The organism is Pseudomonas sp. A125 (assembly GCF_055409485.1).
Window position 1 is genome coordinate 290,324 of the sequence record NZ_JBUZVP010000001.1, and the last position, 23,444, is coordinate 313,767.

The 23,444-nt window shown below is 56.1% G+C and carries 21 protein-coding genes; 11 read left to right on the forward strand and 10 right to left on the reverse strand.

Features of this window, described 5'->3' with window-relative positions; all coding sequences use genetic code 11:
- Positions 1–46: 46 nt before the first annotated feature.
- The gene (locus tag ACZRN6_RS01355) at positions 47–835 is read left to right on the forward strand and encodes a lysostaphin resistance A-like protein (protein WP_464007045.1); all 789 of its coding nucleotides are present in this window, start codon (positions 47–49) and stop codon (positions 833–835) included.
- Positions 836–898: 63 nt separating this feature from the next.
- Here ACZRN6_RS01355 and ACZRN6_RS01360 read toward each other — a convergent pair whose 3' ends face one another.
- The 9 genes from ACZRN6_RS01360 to ACZRN6_RS01400 all read right to left on the reverse strand — a co-directional run bounded on the left by ACZRN6_RS01360 (position 899) and on the right by ACZRN6_RS01400 (position 11,971).
- Entirely contained in the window at positions 899–2,008 is a 1,110-nt protein-coding gene (locus ACZRN6_RS01360) for a glycosyltransferase family 4 protein (RefSeq protein ID WP_322143960.1), read from the reverse strand.
- Positions 2,005–2,640, reverse strand: coding sequence for an acetyltransferase (locus ACZRN6_RS01365; protein ID WP_464007046.1), 636 nt, complete (start codon positions 2,638–2,640; stop codon positions 2,005–2,007). The genes ACZRN6_RS01360 and ACZRN6_RS01365 overlap by 4 nt, the downstream gene beginning before the upstream one ends.
- 11 nt (positions 2,641–2,651) lie before the next feature.
- Complete coding sequence (locus ACZRN6_RS01370) at positions 2,652–4,283, reverse strand: glycosyltransferase (protein ID WP_464007047.1); 1,632 nt, start codon at positions 4,281–4,283, stop codon at positions 2,652–2,654.
- Entirely contained in the window at positions 4,280–6,463 is a 2,184-nt protein-coding gene (locus tag ACZRN6_RS01375; protein ID WP_322143957.1) for a glycosyltransferase family protein, read from the reverse strand. The genes ACZRN6_RS01370 and ACZRN6_RS01375 overlap by 4 nt, the downstream gene beginning before the upstream one ends.
- A gap of 98 nt (positions 6,464–6,561) precedes the next feature.
- Entirely contained in the window at positions 6,562–7,314 is a 753-nt protein-coding gene (locus ACZRN6_RS01380; protein WP_322143956.1) for an ABC transporter ATP-binding protein, read from the reverse strand.
- Entirely contained in the window at positions 7,311–8,093 is a 783-nt protein-coding gene (locus tag ACZRN6_RS01385; RefSeq protein ID WP_322143955.1) for an ABC transporter permease, read from the reverse strand. The genes ACZRN6_RS01380 and ACZRN6_RS01385 overlap by 4 nt, the downstream gene beginning before the upstream one ends.
- A gap of 105 nt (positions 8,094–8,198) precedes the next feature.
- Entirely contained in the window at positions 8,199–9,284 is a 1,086-nt protein-coding gene (locus ACZRN6_RS01390) for a DegT/DnrJ/EryC1/StrS family aminotransferase (RefSeq protein WP_322143954.1), read from the reverse strand.
- Positions 9,285–9,296: 12 nt separating this feature from the next.
- The gene (gene gmd / locus ACZRN6_RS01395; RefSeq protein ID WP_322143953.1) at positions 9,297–10,391 is read right to left on the reverse strand and encodes a GDP-mannose 4,6-dehydratase; all 1,095 of its coding nucleotides are present in this window, start codon (positions 10,389–10,391) and stop codon (positions 9,297–9,299) included.
- Positions 10,392–10,528: 137 nt separating this feature from the next.
- Positions 10,529–11,971 carry a mannose-1-phosphate guanylyltransferase/mannose-6-phosphate isomerase gene (locus ACZRN6_RS01400; protein WP_464007048.1) on the reverse strand — a complete coding sequence of 481 codons (1,443 nt, stop codon included), beginning with the start codon at positions 11,969–11,971 and terminating at the stop codon, positions 10,529–10,531.
- A 458-nt stretch (positions 11,972–12,429) separates the two neighbouring features.
- Between ACZRN6_RS01400 and ACZRN6_RS01405 the strand changes: the two genes are divergently transcribed.
- Entirely contained in the window at positions 12,430–13,995 is a 1,566-nt protein-coding gene (locus tag ACZRN6_RS01405) for a methyl-accepting chemotaxis protein (RefSeq protein WP_322143951.1), read from the forward strand.
- Between the two features lie 84 nt (positions 13,996–14,079).
- Here the strand turns inward: ACZRN6_RS01405 and ACZRN6_RS01410 are convergent, their stop codons facing one another.
- Positions 14,080–14,772, reverse strand: a complete 693-nt coding sequence (locus ACZRN6_RS01410) for an alpha/beta family hydrolase (protein WP_322143950.1) — start codon at positions 14,770–14,772, stop codon at positions 14,080–14,082.
- Positions 14,773–14,851: 79 nt separating this feature from the next.
- Between ACZRN6_RS01410 and ccoN (ACZRN6_RS01415) the strand changes: the two genes are divergently transcribed.
- The 9 genes from ccoN (ACZRN6_RS01415) (at position 14,852) to ccoG (ending at position 23,439) form a co-directional block, all read left to right on the forward strand.
- The gene (ccoN, locus tag ACZRN6_RS01415) at positions 14,852–16,276 is read left to right on the forward strand and encodes a cytochrome-c oxidase, cbb3-type subunit I (protein WP_464007049.1); all 1,425 of its coding nucleotides are present in this window, start codon (positions 14,852–14,854) and stop codon (positions 16,274–16,276) included.
- 10 nt (positions 16,277–16,286) lie between these two features.
- Complete coding sequence (gene ccoO / locus ACZRN6_RS01420) at positions 16,287–16,895, forward strand: cytochrome-c oxidase, cbb3-type subunit II (protein WP_010176375.1); 609 nt, start codon at positions 16,287–16,289, stop codon at positions 16,893–16,895.
- 3 nt (positions 16,896–16,898) lie between these two features.
- Positions 16,899–17,105: a cbb3-type cytochrome oxidase subunit 3 gene (locus tag ACZRN6_RS01425; protein ID WP_003219012.1), complete on the forward strand. Its 207-nt coding sequence runs from the start codon at positions 16,899–16,901 to the stop codon at positions 17,103–17,105.
- Positions 17,102–18,049 (forward strand): cytochrome-c oxidase, cbb3-type subunit III, encoded by a 948-nt coding sequence (gene ccoP / locus ACZRN6_RS01430; RefSeq protein ID WP_464007050.1) that lies wholly within the window; start codon positions 17,102–17,104, stop codon positions 18,047–18,049. Before ACZRN6_RS01425 ends, ccoP (ACZRN6_RS01430) begins: the two co-directional genes overlap by 4 nt.
- Before the next feature lie 472 nt (positions 18,050–18,521).
- Positions 18,522–19,964, forward strand: a complete 1,443-nt coding sequence (ccoN, locus tag ACZRN6_RS01435; RefSeq protein WP_226475124.1) for a cytochrome-c oxidase, cbb3-type subunit I — start codon at positions 18,522–18,524, stop codon at positions 19,962–19,964.
- Entirely contained in the window at positions 19,964–20,572 is a 609-nt protein-coding gene (gene ccoO, locus ACZRN6_RS01440; protein ID WP_464007051.1) for a cytochrome-c oxidase, cbb3-type subunit II, read from the forward strand. Before ccoN (ACZRN6_RS01435) ends, ccoO (ACZRN6_RS01440) begins: the two co-directional genes overlap by 1 nt.
- A 5-nt stretch (positions 20,573–20,577) precedes the next feature.
- The gene (locus ACZRN6_RS01445) at positions 20,578–20,763 is read left to right on the forward strand and encodes a CcoQ/FixQ family Cbb3-type cytochrome c oxidase assembly chaperone (protein ID WP_008437575.1); all 186 of its coding nucleotides are present in this window, start codon (positions 20,578–20,580) and stop codon (positions 20,761–20,763) included.
- Positions 20,760–21,737 (forward strand): cytochrome-c oxidase, cbb3-type subunit III, encoded by a 978-nt coding sequence (gene ccoP, locus ACZRN6_RS01450; protein ID WP_464007052.1) that lies wholly within the window; start codon positions 20,760–20,762, stop codon positions 21,735–21,737. Before ACZRN6_RS01445 ends, ccoP (ACZRN6_RS01450) begins: the two co-directional genes overlap by 4 nt.
- 286 nt (positions 21,738–22,023) lie before the next feature.
- On the forward strand, positions 22,024–23,439 hold the full coding sequence (gene ccoG, locus ACZRN6_RS01455; protein ID WP_464007053.1) for a cytochrome c oxidase accessory protein CcoG: 1,416 nt from the start codon (positions 22,024–22,026) through the stop codon (positions 23,437–23,439).
- Positions 23,440–23,444: the final 5 nt, after the last annotated feature.

A 23,444-nucleotide genomic window follows, 5' to 3' on the forward strand; every position in this document is an offset into this window, starting at 1 on the left:
TCGTTATACTGCCGCCTTCAGATTTTGACAGTCACAAGGATTCCCCATGCTCGCGTTGCCATGGCTGTACCTGGCGCTTCTTTCCATCGGCTATGTACTTGCCTTGAGCTACGGGCAATTGGGATTGATGGCGGCGCTGTCCGTCGGCATGCTGCTGTTGGCCGGGTTTGCCGTGCGCCAGCAGCGAAACCCTTGGGTGCGTTATCTGGGACACGGGTTGTTTATCGTACTGGCGCTGGGGTTGGCGATGCATTGGCTGCCGGGGTTCTACAACGGACGCGGGATCGCCCCGCAGCGTTTTACAGACGACGCCGTGCCGTTCTCGATGTATTTGAACCAGGATAAGCCGCTGATCGGCTTCTGGTTGCTGCTGGCCTGCCCGTGGATCGTTGCCCGCCGCTCGCTGCGCCTGTCGATCTATGCCACCGCCCTGGCATTGACCCTGACAGCAATTGCCGCACTCGGCGGCGCTGCATTGCTGGGCATCATCAGTTGGGCGCCGAAGTGGCCGGAACAGGCGTGGTTGTGGGTGTTGAATAATTTGCTGCTGGTAACACTGGTGGAGGAAGCGTTGTTTCGCGGGTATGTGCAAGGGGGGTTGAGTCGGCGGTTCAGGCAGTTGCCGTACGGGGAAAATTTGGCGCTGATGTTGGCAGCGCTGTTGTTTGGGCTGGTGCACCTGGGGGCAGGTTGGCAGTGGACACTGCTGGCGACCATCGCTGGCCTCGGCTACGGCCTGGCGTATCGCTTTGGCGGGCTGGGTGCGGCGATTGTTACGCACTTTGGCTTGAACCTGCTGCATTTCGGGCTGTTTACGTACCCAATGCTGGCTTGACTGGCGGAGCACGCAGCAGACTAGACCGTCAGGAAGCCGGTATCCGGCTGGCTTCCTTGCACCTCACCGCAACAACGAACGGTAGACGTCTGCATAACTTTCAACCATTCGATCCGCCGCAAATACCTGCTCAAACCGCAGTGCCGCCCGCGCGCCCATCTCACTGGCCAATTCTGGATGCTCCCACAGCGTCACCATCGCGTTCGCCAATGCATCTACGTCAGAGGGCGGGATGACCAGCCCGGTTTCCCCGGCAATATTGATGTACGTTGTACCCGTTCCGATCTCACACGAAATAAGCGGTTTACCGAACATCGCGGCTTCAAGAAGTGAAATACCAAACGCTTCAGAACGAAGATGAGAAGGAAACACCATCGCATAACACAGCATCAATAGCGCCGTCTTGTCATCGTCGCCCAAGCCGCCAAGAAAATAGACATGTGAAAGCCCCAACTTCTTGGCCTTGGCCTTCAGCTCAACCTCCATCGGCCCCTGCCCCAGAATGACGATTGGAAACCGAGCCGTACACGCCGCGTCAAGTAAGTATTCCAATCCTTTATAGTAGCGCAGGGCTCCAATAAACAGAAAAAAGCGCCCTCCAAACATCCTCCGCCAATAACTTAACTTCTCGGGCAATACGTGAGGGTAAGTATTCCTGTCCAAACCGAGCGGTATGACTGTCAACTTATCCTGAAATTTCTTCAGTATCGGACTGCTCTCTACATACTTCGGCGACGACGCAACTATGCGATCGACACTGTTCAAAAAACTGTACATCAGCGGCTGGTAAAACTTCAGCAGCATCTTTTGCTTAACGATGTCCGAATGATAGCTGACGACCGTTGGCTTACGCACACGCGATGCAAAATGAACCAGATCCATGAATGGCCATGGGAAGTGATAGTGAATAATGTCAACTTCCCTGGCCAGCGCCGAAAAGTCCCTGAAAGCTGATAACGAAAACCCCGTGGAGGCGATGTGCAAGTCGAGTTTCGAGGTGTGGGCCAGGTGTTCACCCACCTTGACGTTACGTGTATTGCCGTCAGCACTCAGGGATAATACTTGCGCGTCAACCCCCAGCTTCCGGCCGCCTTCTGCCAGCTGGAAGATGACTTGCTCAATCCCGCCCATCGTTTGCGGATGATAGGTTTTAAAGAAATGAAGGACTTTCAAACTGGCGATTTCCCTGTCATTTTCCTCGCCGGCACGCCGACATAAATGCCGGCCTCGTCCAGATCACGGTGTGCACACGCACCGCCGCCCAACGTTATACCGTCGTTAACCCTGATGCCATCTATGACAGTGGAACCTGCACCGATAAAACAAAGCCGTCCGATATGGCATCTTCCTGCGACAGCCGCATTGATAGAGATATGCGTAAAATCGCCTATCAGGCACTCGTGCTCGACAATTGCACCGGTATTTACAATGCACCCCGTCCCTACCGAGGCCATGGGCCCGACATGAGCGTGATGCCCGATAAAGGTTCCAGGCCCCACCGTCGCACCAAAACCTACCGTAGCCGTTGGCGAAATAAGCGTAGCCAGGGCCCAGCCGCGCTTCGTTGCCCAATCACACTGTGCTTCCCGGCCGAGACCATCTCCTGAAGCGGGCATGACAGACCAGCCAGCCGAGGGTGCTTCATCCCAACTGGGCAAAACTGGAAACGGCCCGAACGTTTCATTCGGGCGTGCATTAACGTCGATAAAGCGCAGTTCCTTGATACCCGACGTCAATGCGACGTCGGCCACAGCACGGGCGTGACCACCGAAGCCAAGGATCAGTAAACCAGAAGGAGACGTCATGGGCCCTGCTCCTATCGAGAAATGGCTTGGCTCGAAATTTTATCCAATATATCAATGTGCTCGTTTACAACATCTGTCCAGTTGCGCATGGAAAGCAACTCATAGGCGCCTTTCTGAACAGTCAGTAACGCCTCACGATTTTGTATCCCCCACTGAATCCGATCGGCAATATCTTTCCAATCATACGGATTGAAAAAAGTCAGCCGCTGCAACTCAGCGTCCACCAAGACTTCTTCCGTGACGGGTATCCGCGCCATCACCACTGGCGTGTCAACGGACAATGCCTCAGTAAACGTGAAGGGGCACCCTCCTTCACTCAAGCTCGGGTTAACCGCGAGATCCGCCAGCGAGTAACAGGCTGCCAATTCCTGGACGGTCAACCCGTGCACACAAAGAACATCATTCTCCAGATGATGATCACGGATAAAATCCTTCACGATCGCAAAGCCGCTTACATGCCCGGTCAAGATTAACTTGTGATGAATAAAGTCATTGCGTAACAGGTAGGTATACGCCTTCAGCAAAGAAACAACATTTTTATTTGGCCGAAACTGGCTGGCATAGAATATGAATTTTGCGTCGCCGTTGAAAAACGTCGATGAATACGAATAGTTTGATGCTTTCTTCAACGCTCTCTTGAACAGGGTAGAACAGTAGTTTTTCGTGGCTGACGCCGCGTCCGACAAGCCAATAATAGCGACATTACTGCTCAGGTCATTCGGCGCATGATAGACCACTGAAATACGAGAGGGCTTCAGCGCGTATCTCTCTACCAGCGTTTCCCACTTAACACTTTTACTGTACGTCACAAAGTGTTCCCCGCCGTGGATGGCAGCCTCGACCCGTTCATAGACTTTAAGGAACCGCTCCCCACCCACTTGAGAGAAGCCAATAGGAAAGTCTGAAAGAACTACATCGGGCACACACATCAAGCGTGGCGCCTGGATTTTATTAAACTCCGGCCAGAACGCCGTGGGGCTATACCAGGCTTTCACGTCCGGCAAATTCTTAATAATGTTCAACATGCGGTCGGACTCAACCTGCTCCAGCCGCTGATATAACCGAAGTACAAAGGCATCCTCCTTGGGAGCCCCCACGGCCGTCCGCAAGCGGTTAACCACTCGCTTCACCGGTCGTAACATACGGCGCACAAAAATTTTCAACTTCAACAAAACAGCATAAATCGGAATCAGGATCAGCAAAGGGCTGAGGAGCACGCCCACTAAAAATAACGCGACCGCTTCAATCCCCAGGCGAAAGACGCCCGCGTAGGAATCGACCGTAATCAAACGCTGCTCAATTTCATTGACCAGCAGGGCTTTCCAATGAAACAGTTTCTTCGCCACTCTTTGCCTGAGCGTCATTTTCTTCAGTTTCTTTTTCCTGGCGATATATTCTTCGTAGCACCGCAAGATCATAGGAACACTTGAAGGAGAAACGATCTCGAACACGTCTTGCTGAACACCTTCACTCAAAAACAGTTCGTGAAGTGCTTTTTTCGTCCAACTTGGACATACCAACGTAAATTTAACGTCGTCTCGTCCGGCGGCGCCTTTAAGGAACGCCGCAAGGTACCGACCCAGGCCTTCGTGCCGTAGGTCCAGCCCAGGAGCATAGGCCAGGTAAATTCCGAATCTTTTCATAGGCACTCCCTAACCACTTGCCAATACGCGCTCGCGAGTTTCTCTACACTTTGCTCTGCCAGCACTTCGCCAGACGGCAGGGTGTTGCGACGCTCCAAGTAGGCAAGCTCCATTTCCTTAATCTGACTTGCCATTTGTTTAGGCTTGTCAGATTTCATCCAACTTAATGTCAAGGAGAACTGTTTATCGATTTCTCTCATCGCGGGGTAGTCACTGCTCAACGAGGGCACACCAAGACCCGCCGCCTCGATGACGCTGAACGTACCGTTGTCTATCGCGCCCGCATGCCATAAAAACGCGGCGCCAGCCAATAGACTCTGGTAATTGCGATCGGGCAACTCACCCAGCAGCTTGATATTTTTCTTTAATGGCCGGCTTTTAGCGACTGTCTCAGCCAACGGTTTGAGGTGTTTCAAGTGACTTTTGAACAAGTTCTTGGTTTCTACACCCGTAATCCTGCATTCCAGTACGCCGCCGAGTTCCTCATAATAAAACTTCAGTGCGTTCAAAGCGTTAACATGATTTTTGTGAATCGCGGTATTCGTGGTCCATAAAAAATAACTGGAACTCTCGGCAAAACTGCCTTTGAGTTGGGAAAAATCAGGCGCCAGCATGGGTAATTTAAAGACCTTGTCGGCCGATACGCCTGCGTAGTTCAGAGCATCTTCCCTGGCGAAATCCGTCGTCACCAGTACTTTTGACGCTTTTCTCGCCGCGTCCAGAAATGGCTGATCCGCGCCGAATGGAAGTATGGGCACATACCGCTGCAGGTAATCGTAGACCATCAGTACCGAGGGCCGCATCGGCAGCAAGGGTCCGCCCAGGCGATCCGATATAACGAGCCAGATGTCACAGTCCTGGAGATTATTTATCCCATCATCGACAACCCAATAATGGGAGCTTTTAGGCTCCCAACCTTCGTGGCCGGAATAGCGCATGGCCCTGCGCGCGGGTGCGGCCTCCAGCACATTCCATTTATAGGGACGAATCAAGATTTCGCGTTCAAGGTCCGTGAACTCTTCAGCAGAGTAACTTTCTGAACTGTCCAGATGAAGAAACACAACGTCGACGGGTTCGCCCGCTTGCCGACTACCGTGGTAAAGGGCGTTTGCTATCAACTTGGCGCCCCGCAGGCTTCCGCCTCTGTATTCGACAGGAACGATGACGGCGATACGCTTGCGACGCACTGGACGATCGACACTTTCCTTTTTCACTGCCTCAAGCTCGGCCAGTACTTTTTTGAAACCGCTCTGCCAGGCCTGCTCGCAGTTTTTTGCTTTCATCGGTTCAAGCAGAACCATCTGGGAAGTACGGATGCTTTGAATCAGCGTCTGATCGTTATTCATCAGTTGTTTTGCTTTGGCTTTCGCCTCCGCGACCGTCTTGCAACGACCTGGCAAGCCTATGCCGCCCATTTTATCCAGCATGCCGCCGGCCATGAACAGCAGAGGCATGCCCGCTCGGATGGCTTCAAAAGGGTGATAATGAATATGGTTGGGTTCGGTTGAATGATAGAACATCATTCGGTGCTGTTTCATATTGTATGAATGTTCTTCCCCGGAGACAAAACCAAGGACGTTCTTATCCGACACCGCAATAGGCTGCGCGCCACCTATCGTGTATTCGAAATCAGAAAAATCACGAACGAAATCTTTATAGATCGTTTCAAAATAAGGAGACGATCCAATCCGGGGGCACACAAACAGAATTTTGCTGAGTTTGCCTTCCCAGCGTTCGGGTGCCGAGTCGCCTTTTAAGCCGACTGGCAGAAAACACTCCCTGCTTGAAAGGAAGTTTTGCTCAACGTCTTTCAAATGTTCATAGCCTGCTCCAAACCAGAAGCGCGACCCAATCGACTTGATATTACGGACCAGCCCCTCTTCTGCCTCTTCATAAAACAATTGCGAATACGAGTAGCCTTTCGACAACCCAAAGACCCGTAATATGATCGCACCGCCAAAATGGCGCACCGTGCTTCTTATTTGCAGTGGAAAGAACCCAATGATTGCGACGTCAAAGTAAAGGTTGGCAATTCGCCACGCTTCCTCACTTGGACTTGCATACCAATCTTGCGCGTTAAGAATATCCAGTTCCGGCTTGGGTATTGTCAGCTCGGCGTCAAAACGGTAATCGACACTCGCCGACAGGTTTCCCTCATCATAAGGAAAGCTTTTAGGCATGAATATCTCGTTCACGCCTAATGCTTTCAGCTGGTCAGCTTCGAACTCTCTTAACGTAGTGTGATTGAGTAACCAAAGGACTCTAAGCGTTTTCAAGATTATTTCAGTCCATTTATTATTGTGTATTCTGCCACTGCCTGATCACAGCTGCCGTCAAAAACCAACTCGCCATGATGGAAAACCAGCCCGCGATTGCATATCGAACGCAACGCGCTGAAATCGTGTGTTGCCAGCACCAGGATTTCTGCCTGCTCAATGAGGCCTGTAATACGCTCCCTGGCTTTCGCCATGAAATTTGCGTCCCCTGCGCCAATCACCTCATCGAGCAGCAAGATATCTCCGCCTACCGTCGTGGAGATCGCGAACGCCAGCCTCACCTGCATACCCGCCGAATAGGTTTTTATCGGATAGTCGATAAATTCACCGAGCCCGGCGAACTCAACAATTTCCTCAGCTTTTTCGCGCATGAATTTTGGTGAAAGCCCCAGCAACAAGCCGCGGTAAAGGATATTTTCCCTACCTGTTGCATCCGGCTCGAAACCAAGGCTCAGGTCAAACAGCGAACGCACCTGGCCTTCAACCCTGAGGCTGCCGCTTGAGACGGGGTAAAGCCCGGCGACAGTTTTCAGAAAGGTACTTTTGCCAGCACCGTTGTGCCCGAGCAGCCCAACACGCTCACCACTGTTTATCTCGACACTGATATTTTTCAGTGCGTGAATATCGGCAATATTTGACTTGCTCTTTTTTTTGTTAAACGCATTGGCCATGAGCGACTTTAAAGAGCGCTCTTTATAAGCAACCGAGGCATAATGAAGGTTGACTTCTTCAAGTACAATTCGATTATTTTTCATAGATAAAAAATCACTTTCCGTTCAACCTTGCTGCCAATGATAATCGCCAATACGCCAAAGACGACTGCAGTACCAATACTGAACGCATAGTTTTGCCACGTCGGCCATTGACCTTGAAGCAACGGCGCGCGTATTAACTGCAAGATGTGATAAATCGGGTTGTAATCGACTAATGCGTGGAGCCCGCTGTTCTTGAACATTTTAGCTTCAAAATACACCGGGGAGACAAACCACAGCGACTGCATGATCAACCCCAGTGCATGGGGAATGTCTCGAAAACGCGTACTTACATAAGCCAGCAGTGTAGACACTGGCCATGCAATCAGCGCAAGAATTGGGAAAATTGTCAATGACGCCAACCAACTCCAGCCGAAGTTATGCGGGAGTACTACCGCCACCCAGCCATACAACGAGACACTTGCCAACATTAAGACAATGATGCTGCCGACGACGTTTCGAAGCGTGTAGATAGCCAATGGATGGTTGCATTGTTTTATATAAGCGTCTGCTTGGACAAACGACAACGACCCTGAAACAGTATTCGCCGATATACACTCCCAAACAATAATGCCGGACAGGATATAGGGCGCATACGTCACGATATCAGCGTTGAACAGCCTGCTGAATACCAGTGTGAGCAATAAAGTCAATCCCAATGGCTGGATTATCGACCATGCCATCCCAAAAAAAGACCTTCTCCATCGTGACCTGAGATCAGCCAATGATAGATGAACCCAAAAATAGCGAGCATCCCAAACACGAGAAAAATAAGAAACCATCACTTCACCTGAGTAAATAATTTAAATTCAAAAATTCAGTGTCACTTGATTTTCTGAATTCTACTTGGCCATCGGGGCAAGCGTTCTACCCTGACGTCCTTCGTTTTAACCGGCGAAGTAGCGTCGAATCTCCCCTGCTATCCGTTGCACCTGTTCTCGGCTCAATGTCGGATAACTTGGAAGGTTCATGCCTCGGGAGCTAAGGTCCTGCGCTATGGGAAAATCTTCATCCGTCCTGCAATGCGGCATGTTATGGGCTGGCGCGAACAACGGGCGGGTTTCTATGCCGTTACTTTTTAAATGATCACGTAACGCCTGGCGCTGGCCGGGGTCATTCAACAGTACCGAGCACATCCAATAGGAATGGCGGGTGCCCGGCTGCTCTGCATGCATCTGCAACGCAAGCCCCTCGAGTTCCTCACGATACCAGCCCGCAATCTGCCGTTTAAGCGCGATGATCTCGTCTGCACGCTCCAGCTGGGCAAGCCCAATGGCGGCGCAAATGTTGGTCATACGGTAGTTGAATGCCAACTCGTCATGCCAGTACTCACGGGTTTTCGATACCCCCTGGCTTTTCAGGTGACAAGCTTTCTCGTGAACAGCCTTGTTTTTCGAGACCACCATTCCTCCCTCACCGGTAGTAATGGTCTTGTTTCCAAAAAAGCTGAATGTGGCGACATCACCAAATGTCCCTACGTGTTGACCGTTGTACAGAGAGCCAAAAGCCTCGGCACAGTCTTCGATCAACAACAGATCGTGCTCTTTACACAGGGCAACGACCTCATCCATGTCACACGCCAGGCCATATAAATGTACGACCATGACCGCTTTGGTCCTGGGCGTTACGCGGCTGCGAATGTCCGCAACACTGACGTTCCAGGTGTCTGCCCGGGACTCGGCGTAAACAACACTGGCCCCGGTTTGCATAATGGTGTTGACCGACGCCACGTAAGTAAGCGTTGGAACGATCACTTCATCACCGGGGCCCAGCCCCAGGGCGGCCATTGCCAGGTGCAAGGCTACCGTGCCATTGCTCACTGTCGTTGCATGTTCAGCGCCGATGTATCGGGCAAACTCGCCCTCGAAGCGAGATATGAATTCTCCGCGGGAGGAGATCCAGGTCGAATCAAGGCACTGGTTTACGTACTCTTTTTCGCGTCCACCCAAGAAGGGCTGATATACCGGTATCATCCACGCCGCCCCTTATTCCTGGCCTTTGAAATATTTGTATCCGTTAGCCTGCACCAGTTGATCGCGCTCGGCCTCACGCATGTCTTCACGCATCATTTCCTCGACCAGCTCGGCGAAGGTCGTCGTCGGCACCCAGCCCAGCTTGGCCTTGGCTTTGCTCGGGTCACCCAGCAGCGTTTCAACTTCCGCAGGTCGGAAGTAACGCGGGTCTACCGAGACGATGCATTTATTGGTCTCAAGGTCATAGCCTTTTTCATCTACGCCGGTACCTTCCCAGCGAACTTTGATCCCGATTTCGTTCGCGGCAAGCTCGACGAACTCGCGCACGGAGTGCTGTTCGCCCGTTGCGATCACGTAGTCTTCAGCTACGTCCTGCTGCAGCATCAGCCACTGCATTTCCACGTAGTCACGGGCATGGCCCCAGTCGCGCAGCGCGTTCATGTTTCCGAGGTACAGGCAGTCTTGCAGCCCCAGTTTGATACGCGCCAGGGCGCGAGTGATCTTGCGGGTTACAAACGTCTCGCCACGGATAGGAGATTCGTGGTTGAACAAGATGCCGTTGCAGGCATAAATGCCATAAGACTCGCGATAGTTCACGGTCATCCAGTAGGCATAGAGTTTGGCGACGGCATACGGGGAACGCGGGTAGAACGGTGTGGTTTCTTTCTGTGGGGTTTCCTGAACCAGGCCGTAAAGCTCGGAAGTCGACGCCTGATAGAAACGCGTTTTCTTTTCCAACCCGGCGATACGGATAGCTTCAAGCAGGCGCAAAGCCCCCAAGGCATCGGAATTCGCGGTGTACTCGGGCTCTTCAAATGAAACAGCAACGTGGCTTTGCGCCGCCAGGTTGTAAATCTCGTCGGGCTGAACTTCCTGAACGATACGAATTAAGCTGCTTGAGTCGGTCAGGTCGCCATGGTGCAAAGTCAGATCGTAACCTGTCGCATTCGGGTCGTGATACAGGTGGTCAATGCGTGCTGTATTGAACATAGAGCTGCGACGCTTGATGCCGTGTACCGAATAGCCCTTTTTAAGCAGGAATTCGGCAAGGTAAGCACCATCCTGACCAGTAATACCCGTAATCAACGCAACTTTCTTGTCGCTCATTTGTTCACCAGTTTAATTTAGCCAATCGAACAGTAGGTTGCTCTCAGAGAGCAGACGTTCGCTTCTATCGCGCTTTTTTGCGCAAGCAAGCCCATTTCTTGATGCGGCACACGGATCGTTCCGCACTGCCTCAAACGTTAACCTCCAACGCGACCGTAGATATCCTCGAACCGGACGATATCGTTTTCACCCAAGTAATCACCGCTCTGTACTTCGATCAATACCAAGTCGATCACACCCGGGTTTTCCAGGCGATGGGTGTGCCCGGCGGGGATGAACGTCGACTCATTGGTGTTCAACAGGAACTCACGGTCGTTGTTCAACACACGGGCCATCCCACTGACCACAATCCAGTGTTCACTGCGATGGTGATGCATCTGCAGCGACAGCGAACCCTGCGGTTTGACCACAATACGCTTGATCTTGAAGCGCGTACCCTCTTCCAGAGTGGTGTAGGCCCCCCAGGGACGCTGCACAGTGGTGTGGTCGAGGTGCGAACAATGGCCGTTTTTCTTCAACTGCGCGGTGATCACCTTGATGTCCTGTGCATGGTCTTTATGGGCGACCAACAAGGCATCCGGAGTGTCGACAACGATAAGGTCTTCAACGCCGACCAACGCCGTCAAGCGCCGTTGGCTGCGTACATAGTTGTTATGGGAGTCGTGGATGATGGCTTCGCCTTCGATGCGGTTACCCTGCTCATCGGCCGGGGACAGTTCACTCATGGCGTTCCACGAGCCGATGTCGCTCCAGCCGATATCACAAGGAATCGTCGCCACTTTTTCTGAACGCTCCATCAGCGCAAAGTCGATGGAGATATCCGGAACCTTGGCGAAACTGACAGCATCCAGATGCAGGCTGAGATGCCTGCTGCCTTGCATCTCCCCCGAGCTGGCAAGACAAAGGTCAACGGCACTGGAAACATCCGGGGCACAGAGCGCCATTTCTTCAATTAACGTGCCCGCACGAAAACAGAACATCCCCGAGTTCCAGTAGTACTCTGCGCAATCCAGGTAGCCCTGCGCCGTTTCCAGGCTTGGCTTCTCGACGAACCGTTTTACCTTGAAGCCATTCCCCAACGGCACATCGGTATCTTTTTGAATATAGCCGTAGCCCGTTTCCGGGTATTCAGGCTTCACGCCGAAGGTTACCAGCCAGCCTTGTTGGGCCAGTTGCGTGGCAGACTCAACCGCAGCCGCGAATGCTGCGTGATTGTCGATCAGGTGGTCTGCCGGCATCACCAGCATCAGGGCGTCTGGACCATGGGTTCGGGAAACTTCTTGCGCCGCCAAAGCCACTGCCGCAGCCGTATTACGTCCGAACGGTTCCAGGACGAAACCCAGGTTGGTGAAGTGCGGAGCGCTTGCACCATATTCATCAAGGGTTTTGAAATACAGATCACGATTTGTAATGGTTAAAACTTCTACCACGTCATTCAACGCCAAGGCGCGGCTGTAGGTTTTCTGTATCAAATTGCCACCACCTGGCAAATCGATAAACGGCTTCGGGTGTGCCGTGCGTGAAACAGGCCAAAGACGACTGCCTGAACCGCCACTGATAATGACTGGAACGAGTGTCAAGCTCTACTCCCTTTAATGAGGTACCACATCATTTTCGAACCGAGGTTTGTGCCAGCTCAAAGCGGCAGGCTCGCGCAAATGTGACTCAGGGCCTCCCTGGCCCCCAACGCGCCCAAACGCAAGGGCGCAAAGTTATCTAGCAGAAAACCATGTCAATTTTCTTACCAGCGTAGTCGTAGATTTGTCAGCTGATGGTATTTATGTGTGAAACGACACTCGTTCAGATGGAAAACCATCCGGCCCATGAAAGTTGGCTTATCGTATTGAATACAGACACATCGACTTACAAATAGTGCAATCAACCCGCTTACTTTTTTAGCCTCGGTATGCAAGTGCTTTCAACGCCCTTTTGCACCAAAAAAGAGCCATGGCCAATCACCCCCTCAATTGGAAAAATTTACTTCAATAATTTCCGAATGCGGCCGACAACCCATCAAAGCCTTGCGGATTGAAAACTCATGCGTAATAACCAACCCGTTACCCAGCGCGAACGTACCTTCCCCGCTCAGCAACGGTTGATCTCCACCACGGATGCCAAAGGCGTGATCACCTACTGCAACGACGCCTTCGTCGAAATCAGCGGGTTTTCCCATGACGAACTGTTGCGTGCCCCGCACAATCTGGTTCGTCATCCGGATGTTCCGGCGGCAGTGTTCGCACACATGTGGTCCACGCTCAAACAAGGCTTGCCATGGATGGGCATCGTCAAGAACCGCTGCAAGAGCGGTGATCACTATTGGGTCAACGCCTATGTGACACCGGTCTTCGACGGCAATCAGGTGATCGGCTATGAGTCGGTGCGGGTCAAGCCCACCGCCGAGCAGATCCGCCGTGCCGAGGCGCTCTACCAACGCATCAACCAGGGCAAGTCGGCCATCCCGAGCAGTGACAAGTGGCTGCCGGTGTTGCAGGACTGGCTGCCGTTTATCCTGGTCAGCCAGTTGGGCTTCCTGATCGGTGTATGGCTGGACTCGCACTGGGGCTTTGCCTTGGCCGCCGCGCTGTCGGTGCCGCTGGGCCTGCTCGGCCTGAGCTGGCAACAGCGCGGGCTCAAGCGTTTGCTGCGCCTGGCAGAGCAGACCACGTCCGACCCGTTGATCGCACAGATGTACACCGACAGCCGCGGCGCCCAGGCGCGCCTGGAGATGTCGATCCTCAGCCAGGAGGCACGCTTGAAGACGTGCCTGACGCGCCTGCAGGACACGGCCGAACACCTCAACGCCCAGGCGGCGCAGTCCAATACCCTGGCGCACAACAGCTCCAGCGGTCTTGAGCGCCAGCGTGTCGAGACCGAGCAAGTGGCCACGGCAGTCAATCAAATGGCCGCGACGACTCAGGAAGTCGCCAGCCACGTGCAACGTACTGCCGATGCCACCCAGGAAGCCAATCGCCTGACCGGGCGCGGCCGTGATATCGCTGGCGAAACCCGCGAGGCGATTCAGCGCCTGTCGGTGGCCGTGGGCGAAACCGGCGCGACCGTGACCCAACTGGCCAAGGACAGTGACGAAATCGGCGGTGTGGTGGATGTGATCAAGGGCATCGCCGACCAGACCAACCTGCTGGCACTGAACGCGGCCATTGAAGCGGCCCGTGCCGGTGAGATGGGCCGTGGGTTTGCGGTGGTGGCAGACGAAGTGCGGCAATTGGCCCAGCGCACCAGCGAGTCTACCGGGCAGATTCACGCACTGATCGCCAAGCTGCAGCAGACGGCCAATGCCGCCGTACAAACCATGGACGCCGGGCACCGCCAGGCGGAAGAAGGTGTGGCGCGGGTAATGGAAGCGGACCAGGCACTGGTGGGGATCAGTGAGGCGGTGGCGCACATCACCGACATGACGGCGCAGATCGCGGCGGCGACCGAAGAGCAAAGCTCGGTGGCCGAAGAGATCAGCCGTAACATCAGCACGATTGCGCTGCTGGCGGATCAGACGTCGGAACAGGCGTTGAACTCGGCGCAGTTGAGTGAAGAGCTGACGCACACGGCCAATACCCAGTATTCGCTGGTAGAGCGGTTTAACCGATAGATCGCTATCGCAGGCAAGCCAGCTCCCACATTCGACGGTGTTCACACATCAAAATGTGGGAGCTGGCTTGCCTGCGATGAGGCCCTAAAGGCCAGCAAGAAAGCTTGAGACCTTCACCGCCGCAGCCTCCAGATGCTGCTCATGACTGAACCCCGAAGCCTTCAACGGCTTCAAGTCGTGATCCCCCGCCACCAGCCACAGCACCTCGATGGCCTGCGACAACACATACCCTTGCACCGCCGCCCGATTGCCCAGCGCATCCCGTTCGCCCTGCACGATCAACGTCGGCGTCTTCAACCCCGCCAAGTGCTCAGTCCTTGGTTTCTCCGGTTTGCCCACCGCATAGAACGGATAACCCAGGCACACCAGCGCGTCCGCGCCCAATTCATCCGCCACTAAACTGGCCATTCGCCCGCCCATCGACTTGCCGCCAACCGCCAGTTTCCCAGCGACATGACGTCGCACCTGGGCATACACCTCACGCCAGCAATCCAGCAGTTTCGGAGCTGGGTTCGGCGGACGTTTGCCGCCGTCCACACGGCGCTGGGCCATGTACGCAAATTCGAAGCGCAACACGTTCACGCCATGCCCGGCAAGGCGTGCAGCCATGTCGCTCATAAATCCAGAGTCCATCGGCGCACCCGCACCGTGGGCCAGGATCAGTGTCACGGGCGTACGCGCGATAGACCCTGTGGCGACATCCCACAACCAGCCGTGTTCCCGCACACACTGCGCCCATTGATCCCCGTCAATACTGGCCTTGTGCTCTTTGCCCATGCTTGCCTCGCTTTTTAGTCTGCCTATAACTCCAGCCCAAGTGCCGCATTTGCTTGGGTTGAACCGTGGATGGGGAACCATGAACACTACTTTAAGTACCGCCTATAACTACAAGGTGGTCCGCCAATTCGCCATTATGACGGTGGTGTGGGGCATCGTCGGCATGGGGCTCGGGGTTTTTCTCGCTGCCCAGTTGGTATGGCCCGAACTCAACTTCAATTTGCCCTGGACCAGTTTCGGCCGCTTGCGCCCGCTGCACACCAACGCGGTGATCTTCGCCTTTGGCGGTTGCGCACTGTTTGCCAGCTCCTTCTACTCGGTGCAACGCACCTGCCAGACGCAACTGTTTGCACCCAGGATCGCCCAGTTCTGCTTCTGGGGCTGGCAATTGGTGATTGTGCTGGCCGCGATCAGTTTGCCGCTGGGCTACACCACCTCCAAGGAATACGCCGAGCTGGAATGGCCGATCGCCATCCTCATCGCCGTCGTCTGGGTGGCCTACGGCGTGGTGTTCTTTGGCACGGTGATGAAGCGCAAGACCAAGCACATCTACGTGGGTAACTGGTTTTTCGGTGCATTCATCATCACCGTGGCCATTCTGCACATTGTCAACCACGCGTCCCTGCCGGTGAGCTGGACCAAGTCCTACTCGGCCTACGGCGGTGCGACAGATGCCATGGTGCAGTGGTGGTATGGGCATAACGCGGTAGGCTTTTTCCTCACCGCAGGCTTCCTCGGGATGATGTACTACTTCGTGCCAAAACAGGCCGAACGCCCGGTGTATTCCTATCGCCTGTCCATCGTGCACTTCTGGGCACTGATTACCCTGTACATCTGGGCCGGCCCACACCACTTGCACTACACCGCGTTGCCGGACTGGGCGCAGTCGTTGGGCATGGTGATGTCGCTGGTGCTGCTGGCGCCGAGCTGGGGCGGGATGATCAACGGCATGATGACCTTGTCGGGTGCCTGGCATAAGTTGCGCAGCGACCCGATCCTGCGCTTTTTGGTGGTGTCCCTGGCGTTCTACGGCATGTCGACCTTCGAAGGGCCGATGATGGCCATCAAGACGGTCAACGCGCTCTCCCACTACACCGACTGGACCATCGGCCACGTACACGCCGGGGCGCTGGGTTGGGTGGCGATGATTTCCATCGGCGCGCTGTACCACATGATCCCGAAAATCTTCGGTCGCGAGCAGATGTACAGCCTCGGCCTGATCAACGCGCACTTCTGGCTGGCCACCATCGGCACCGTGCTCTACATCGCCTCGATGTGGGTCAACGGCATCGCCCAGGGCCTGATGTGGCGTGCAATCAACGAAGACGGCACCTTGACCTACTCCTTCGTCGAAACCCTGGTGGCCAGCCACCCAGGCTTCATCGTGCGGCTGGTAGGCGGGGCGATCTTCCTCAGCGGCATGCTCCTGATGGCTTACAACACTTGGCGCACCGTGCGTTCGGCGCAGCCTGCCGAAGTTGCCACCGCCGCGCAGATGGCCTGAGGAGTCGATGATGAAACACGAAACCATTGAAAAGAACGTCGGCCTGCTGATGCTGCTGATGGTGCTCGCCGTGAGCATCGGCGGCCTGACCCAGATCGTGCCACTGTTCTTCCAGGACGTGACCAACAAGCCGGTGGAAGGCATGAAGCCCTACACCGCGCTGCAACTGGAAGGCCGCGACATTTACATCCGCGAAGGCTGCGTACAGTGCCACTCGCAGATGATCCGCCCGTTCCGCGCCGAAACCGAGCGCTACGGCCACTACTCGGTGGCCGGTGAAAGCGTATGGGATCACCCGTTCCTGTGGGGTTCCAAGCGCACCGGGCCGGACCTGGCCCGTGTTGGTGCACGCTACTCGGACGACTGGCACCGCGCGCACTTGTACAACCCGCGCAATGTGGTGCCGGAATCGAAGATGCCGGCGTACCCATGGCTGGTCACCGCCCCGGTCGACAGCAGCCACACCGAGACCAAGCTTAAGGTGATGCGCACCCTGGGCGTGCCGTACACCGATGACGACATCGCCGGCGCCGTGGCCACCCTCAAGGGCAAGACCGAGATGGACGCGCTGGTTTCTTACCTGCAAGTGCTCGGCACTGCCATCAAGAGCAAGAGGTGAGCCATGGGATTTGAATTCGATGCTGGAACCATCCGCGGCCTCGGCACGCTGGTCGTGGCCATCGCCTTTATCGGCCTGTCGCTGTGGGTGTTCAACTCCCGGCGCAATGCGGAGTTCGCCGAGGCGTGCCTGCTGCCGTTTGCCGATGAGCCACTACCGCCCACCCCCGACGCTCAAGAAGAGCCTGCAACAAGGAGCAACCGGCCATGACTACCTTTTGGAGTACATGGATCTGTGTACTGACCCTGGGCAGCCTGATCGGCCTGACCTGGCTGTTGATCGGCACCCGCAAGGGCGAGACCAAGGGCAGCGTCGACCAGACGATGGGCCACGCCTTCGACGGGATCGAGGAATACGACAACCCGCTGCCGCAATGGTGGTTCATGCTGTTCGCCGGCACGCTGGTGTTTGCCGTCGGCTACCTTATCCTCTACCCGGGCCTGGGCAACTGGAAAGGCGTGCTGCCGGGCTATGAAGACGGCTGGACCTCGGCCAAGGAGTGGGACAAGGAAATGGCCAAGGCCGACACCAAGTTCGGGCCGATCTTCGCCAAATTCGCGGCCATGCCCGTGGAAGAAGTGGCCAGGGACCCGCAAGCGCTGAAAATGGGCGGACGCCTGTTTGCCTCCAACTGCGCGGTGTGCCACGGCTCGGATGCCAAGGGCGCCTATGGCTTCCCGAACCTGGCGGACAACATCTGGCGCTGGGGCGGTTCGGCCGATGCAATCAAGATGACCATCATGAATGGCCGTCATGCAGCGATGCCGGCCTGGGGTGAGATCCTCGGTGAGGACGGTGTGAAGAACGTCGCCGCCTACGTGCGCCATGAACTGGCAGGCCTGCCGTTACCGGCTGACAGCACCGCCGATGTCGCGGCGGGCCAAGTGGCATTCAACACGACCTGCGTAGCGTGCCACGGCCCCCAAGGCCATGGGATGGAAGCCATGGGTGCGCCGAACCTCACGCAGCCAGGCGGTTTTATCTACGGCACCAGCCTGGCGCAGTTGCAGCAAACCATACGTCATGGCCGCCAAGGCCAGATGCCAGCGCAGGAGGTGCTGCAGGGCAATGACAAGGTGCACCTGCTGGCCGCGTACGTTTACAGCCTGTCCCATAACGCCGACGGCGCAACGCCCGACAGCCGAACCGAGTAATCGCGCACCACCCAAAAGCCGCGCCTGATTCAGGCGCGGCTTTTTTGCGACCCATTGTCGCACCCATCCGATCGTTGACTTTCCCCTCCTGCCATTCGGGTCTACGCTTGTTTTCACAGTGGGCCGGCATGGGCCGGTCGACGGCCGACTTGCACTCGATGGGTTGAAACATTTCTGCTCGATGACAGGCGCAAAGGCAGGTACTTACCGGCTGTCGTGCCACTGACCATTCGTCGTCCGGGCCACTTGTTTACACACACCTAGTTACAAGTACCTTCGACCCCTCTAAAATCCTGTCCAAGTCGTCAGCTTTTAACCCTGTATTTTGTCCTTACGCCAAACATGGAAAGGGCGCAGAATCTGGTGTGGAACGCATTGACGCAGGTCACCTTGCGTTGCAATGGAATCTTGCTTTCTCCATACTTGCGACCGATTTTCACCCTATAAAAAAACTAAACCGTGGAACCTTAGAATGAGCACAGCAATCAGTCCGACTGCTTATAACTATAAGGTAGTCCGCCAGTTCGCCATCATGACGGTGGTCTGGGGGATCCTTGGCATGGGGCTCGGCGTTTTCATTGCCTCGCAACTGGTTTGGCCAGAGTTGAATTTTGGCCTGCCATGGACGACCTTTGGACGCCTGCGCCCGTTGCACACCAACCTGGTGATTTTCGCCTTCGGTGGATGTGCATTGTTTGCCACTTCTTACTACGTCGTGCAGCGAACCTGCCAAACGCGACTGATTTCCGATGCATTGGCGGCCTTTACCTTCTGGGGCTGGCAAGCGGTCATCGTTGGCGCGATCATCACCCTGCCGCTGGGCTACACCACCACCAAGGAATACGCCGAGCTGGAATGGCCGATCGCCATTTTGCTGGCGATTGTCTGGGTGACCTACGCCGTGGTGTTCTTCGGCACCATCGTCAAGCGCAAGACCAAGCACATCTACGTCGGCAACTGGTTCTACGGGGCATTTATCCTGGTGACGGCGATGCTGCACATCGTCAACCACGCGTCCTTGCCGGTGAGCTTCTTCAAGTCCTACTCGGCCTACGCCGGCGCGACGGACGCAATGATCCAGTGGTGGTACGGCCACAACGCCGTGGGCTTCTTCCTCACCACCGGCTTCCTGGGGATGATGTACTACTTCGTGCCGAAACAGGCCGAGCGTCCGATCTACTCCTATCGCCTGTCCATCGTGCACTTCTGGGCGCTGATCACCCTGTACATCTGGGCCGGCCCGCACCACCTGCACTACACCGCATTGCCGGACTGGGCCCAGTCGTTGGGCATGGCGATGTCGATCATCCTGCTGGCCCCGAGCTGGGGCGGCATGATCAACGGCATGATGACCCTCTCGGGCGCCTGGCATAAATTGCGCACCGACCCGATCCTGCGCTTCCTCGTGGTTTCGCTGGCGTTCTACGGCATGTCGACCTTTGAAGGCCCGATGATGGCCATCAAGACGGTCAACTCGCTGTCCCACTACACCGACTGGACCATCGGCCACGTACACGCCGGGGCGCTGGGCTGGGTGGCGATGATCTCCATCGGCGCGCTGTACCACATGATCCCGAAACTCTTCGGCCGTGCGCAGATGCACAGCGTCAGCCTGATCAACACGCACTTCTGGCTGGCCACCATCGGCACCGTGCTCTACATCGCCTCGATGTGGGTCAACGGCATCACCCAGGGCCTGATGTGGCGTGCGATCAACGATGACGGCACCCTCACCTACTCCTTCGTCGAAGGGCTGCAAGCCAGCCATCCGGGTTACATCGTGCGCGCCCTGGGCGGTGCGATCTTTGCCAGCGGCATGCTGTTCATGGCCTACAACGTGTGGCGCACGGTGCGTGCGTCCGACCCTGTAGAAGCCGAAGCCGCTACCAAGATCGCCGTTGTGGGAGCTCACTGATGAAGCATGAAGTAGTCGAGAAGAATATCGGCCTGCTGGCCTTCTTCATGGTCATCGCCGTGAGTATCGGTGGCCTGACCCAGATCGTTCCGCTGTTTTTCCAGGACGTGACCAACAAGCCGGTGGAAGGCATGAAGCCGCGCACCGCCCTTGAACTGGAAGGCCGCGACGTCTACATCGCCAACGGTTGTGTGGGCTGCCACTCGCAGATGATCCGCCCGTTCCGTGCCGAAACCGAACGCTACGGCCACTACTCGGTCGCCGGCGAAAGCGTGTGGGACCACCCGTTCCTGTGGGGTTCCAAGCGTACCGGCCCGGACCTGGCCCGGGTGGGCGGGCGTTACTCCGATGACTGGCAGCGTGCGCACTTGTACAACCCGCGCAACGTGGTGCCCGAGTCGAAAATGCCGGCGTACCCGTTCCTGGTCGAAAACAAGCTCGACGGCAAGGACACCGCCAAGAAGATGGAAGTCTTGCGCAACCTCGGCGTGCCTTACACCGACGAAGACATCGCCGGCGCGGCAGCGGCCGTGAAGGGCAAGACCGAAATGGACGCACTGGTGGCCTACTTGCAAGGCCTTGGCACCATCATCAAAAGCAAACGGTGATCTGGATGGATATCGGGATGATTCGAGGCCTGGGCACCGTTGTCGTGATGGTGGCCTTTATCGGCCTGGCGTTGTGGGTGTTCAGCCCCAAGCGCAAGTCGGAGTTTGAAGACGCGACCTTGCTGCCCTTCGCGGATGATCCCGAAGCCATCAAGCACGTCGTAGAAGCGTCTAGGAGTAACAAAGAATGACTACGTTCTGGAGTCTGTACGTCACAGTCCTCAGTCTGGGTACCATTTTCGCCCTGACCTGGCTGCTGCTGTCGACCCGCAAGGGCCAGCGCGCCGAGCAAACCGACGAAACCGTTGGCCACTCGTTCGACGGCATCGAGGAGTACGACAACCCGCTGCCCAAATGGTGGTTCATGCTGTTTGTCGGCACCATCATCTTCGCCCTCGGTTACCTGGCGCTGTACCCCGGCCTGGGCAATTGGAAAGGCCTGCTGCCGGGCTACAACTACCTCGACAACGACAAGCAAACCCCGTTTGCCAACGGCCAGACCGGCTGGACCGGCGTGCACGAATGGGAAAAGGAAATGGCCAAGTCAGACGCCCGGTTCGGGCCGATCTTCGCCAAGTTCGCCGCGATGCCGATTGAGGACGTAGCCAAAGACCCGCAAGCCTTGAAGATGGGTGGCCGCCTGTTCGCCTCCAACTGCTCGGTGTGCCACGGTTCCGACGCCAAGGGAGCCTACGGCTTCCCCAACCTGACCGACGCCGACTGGCGCTGGGGCGGTGAGCCGGCCACCATCAAGGAAACCATCATGAAAGGCCGCCATGCGGTGATGCCGGCGTGGGCCGAAGTCATTGGCGAGCAAGGCGTGGCCGATGTGGCCGGTTTTGTGGTGACCAACCTCGATGGCCGCAAACTGCCCGAAGGCGCCAAGGCAGACGTGGCCAACGGCGAGAAACTGTTCGCCGCCAACTGCGTGGCGTGCCATGGCCCGCAGGGTAAAGGCACGCCAGCCATGGGCGCACCTGACCTGACCCACCCGGGCGCGTTCATCTACGGTTCGAGCTTCGCGCAACTGCAGCAGACCATCCGTTATGGCCGTCAGGGCCAGATGCCTGCGCAGGAGCAGTTGCAGGGCAATGACAAGGTGCACTTGCTGGCGGCGTATGTTTACAGCTTGTCCCATGGGGATAAGGCGGCTGAGGCCGAGTAAGGCAAAGCGGCAATAAAAAACGGCCCCGCCAGTGAAGATTGGCGAGGCCGTTTTTGATTAGAGGGGCGAGCGAGTTTGGCGCCTCATCCCGGAAAAACCGTCCATACTTCACAAGTCAATTGACCCAGGTCACGTACACCATCAATTGATTTCCCCCAACGCGACCAAAGGTCGCACCCGTTGAGAGGGATCAGGGGCGTATCATTGCGCCACTGCAACACCCCCAATTTGACCCCGGCTGGCACGTACTGGCCGAGGCAAATCTCCACCGCCGTGGGATGCAATGATGAGCAACCAGATACCGGTACAGAACGTTACCCCGCCTGCCAAAAACTCGAATAACAGCGTCGATCTCTACGCATCGCGAGAGAAAATCTACACCCGCGCCTTCACCGGGTTGTTCCGCAATTTGCGGATGCTCGGCGGTGCCGGTTTGTTCCTCCTTTACTTCGGCACCGTGTGGCTGAATTGGGGTGGCCACCAGGCCGTGTGGTGGAACCTGCCGGAGCGTAAATTCTTCATTTTTGGCGCGACCTTCTGGCCCCAGGATTTCATCCTGCTCTCGGGCATCCTTATCGTCGCCGCGTTTGGCCTGTTCTTCATCACCGTGTATGCCGGGCGCGTCTGGTGCGGCTACACCTGCCCGCAGAGCGTGTGGACGTGGATTTTCATGTGGTGTGAAAAGGTCACCGAAGGCGACCGCAACCAGCGCATCAAGCTGGACAAGGCGCCGATGAGTGCCAACAAATTCCTGCGCAAACTCAGCAAACACAGCCTGTGGCTGATCATCGGGTTTGTCACCGGCATGACGTTCGTCGGCTACTTTTCACCGATTCGTGAGCTGGTGTTCGACTTTTTCACCGGCCAGGCCGATGGCTGGTCGTACTTCTGGGTCGGGTTCTTCACCCTCGCCACCTACGGCAACGCCGGCTGGCTGCGTGAGCAAGTATGTATCTACATGTGCCCGTATGCGCGGTTCCAGAGCGTGATGTTCGACAAGGACACGATGATCGTTTCCTACGACCCGCGCCGTGGCGAAGTTCGTGGCCCGCGTAAAAAAGGCATCGACTATAAGGCCGAGGGCCTGGGCGATTGCATCGACTGCACGATGTGCGTGCAGGTGTGCCCCACCGGCATCGACATCCGCGACGGCTTGCAAATCGAATGCATCGGCTGCGCGGCCTGCATCGACGCCTGCGACAACATCATGGACAAGATGGAATACCCCCGCGGCCTGATCAGCTATACCACCGAGCACAATTTATCGGGGCAGAAAACCCACAAGCTGCGCCCGCGCCTGATCGGTTATGCCTTGGTGCTGCTGGCGATGATGGGCCTGCTCGCAGGCGCGTTTTTGATGCGCTCGCTGGTGGGTTTCGACGTGAGCAAGGACCGCGTGCTGTACCGCGAAAACGCCGAGGGCCGGATCGAAAACGTCTACAGCCTGAAGATCATGAACAAGGACCAGCGCGACCACACTTACCTGCTCGACGCCTCGGGCCTGCCGGACCTCAAGCTGCAAGGCCGGCGCGAGATCAAGGTGGCTGCCGGGGAAATTTTCAGCATGCCGGTCGAGCTGTCGAGCGCACCGGAACAACTTCCGTCGAGTACCAACGAGGTGAAATTCACCCTCAAGGATGCCGATGACGACAGCGTCCACATTGAAGCCAAGAGCCGATTCATCGGCCCTCAAATTCGCTAACAGAG

Coding starts and splice junctions, on each gene's coding strand:
- gmd (WP_322143953.1), bottom strand. CDS start 10,391: ATGAGCGACAAGAAAGTTGCGTTGATTACGGGTATTACTGGTCAGGAT.
- ACZRN6_RS01405 (WP_322143951.1), top strand. CDS start 12,430: ATGCGTAATAACCAACCCGTTACCCAGCGCGAACGTACCTTCCCCGCT.
- ccoN (WP_464007049.1), top strand. CDS start 14,852: ATGAACACTACTTTAAGTACCGCCTATAACTACAAGGTGGTCCGCCAA.
- ACZRN6_RS01365 (WP_464007046.1), bottom strand. CDS start 2,640: ATGACGTCTCCTTCTGGTTTACTGATCCTTGGCTTCGGTGGTCACGCC.
- ACZRN6_RS01445 (WP_008437575.1), top strand. CDS start 20,578: ATGGATATCGGGATGATTCGAGGCCTGGGCACCGTTGTCGTGATGGTG.
- ACZRN6_RS01370 (WP_464007047.1), bottom strand. CDS start 4,283: ATGAAAAGATTCGGAATTTACCTGGCCTATGCTCCTGGGCTGGACCTA.
- ccoP (WP_464007050.1), top strand. CDS start 17,102: ATGACTACCTTTTGGAGTACATGGATCTGTGTACTGACCCTGGGCAGC.
- ACZRN6_RS01390 (WP_322143954.1), bottom strand. CDS start 9,284: ATGATACCGGTATATCAGCCCTTCTTGGGTGGACGCGAAAAAGAGTAC.
- ACZRN6_RS01375 (WP_322143957.1), bottom strand. CDS start 6,463: ATGCCTAAAAGCTTTCCTTATGATGAGGGAAACCTGTCGGCGAGTGTC.
- ACZRN6_RS01410 (WP_322143950.1), bottom strand. CDS start 14,772: ATGGGCAAAGAGCACAAGGCCAGTATTGACGGGGATCAATGGGCGCAG.
- ccoO (WP_464007051.1), top strand. CDS start 19,964: ATGAAGCATGAAGTAGTCGAGAAGAATATCGGCCTGCTGGCCTTCTTC.
- ccoP (WP_464007052.1), top strand. CDS start 20,760: ATGACTACGTTCTGGAGTCTGTACGTCACAGTCCTCAGTCTGGGTACC.
- ACZRN6_RS01385 (WP_322143955.1), bottom strand. CDS start 8,093: ATGGTTTCTTATTTTTCTCGTGTTTGGGATGCTCGCTATTTTTGGGTT.
- ccoN (WP_226475124.1), top strand. CDS start 18,522: ATGAGCACAGCAATCAGTCCGACTGCTTATAACTATAAGGTAGTCCGC.
- ACZRN6_RS01425 (WP_003219012.1), top strand. CDS start 16,899: ATGGGATTTGAATTCGATGCTGGAACCATCCGCGGCCTCGGCACGCTG.
- ACZRN6_RS01380 (WP_322143956.1), bottom strand. CDS start 7,314: ATGAAAAATAATCGAATTGTACTTGAAGAAGTCAACCTTCATTATGCC.
- ACZRN6_RS01355 (WP_464007045.1), top strand. CDS start 47: ATGCTCGCGTTGCCATGGCTGTACCTGGCGCTTCTTTCCATCGGCTAT.
- ccoO (WP_010176375.1), top strand. CDS start 16,287: ATGAAACACGAAACCATTGAAAAGAACGTCGGCCTGCTGATGCTGCTG.
- ccoG (WP_464007053.1), top strand. CDS start 22,024: ATGAGCAACCAGATACCGGTACAGAACGTTACCCCGCCTGCCAAAAAC.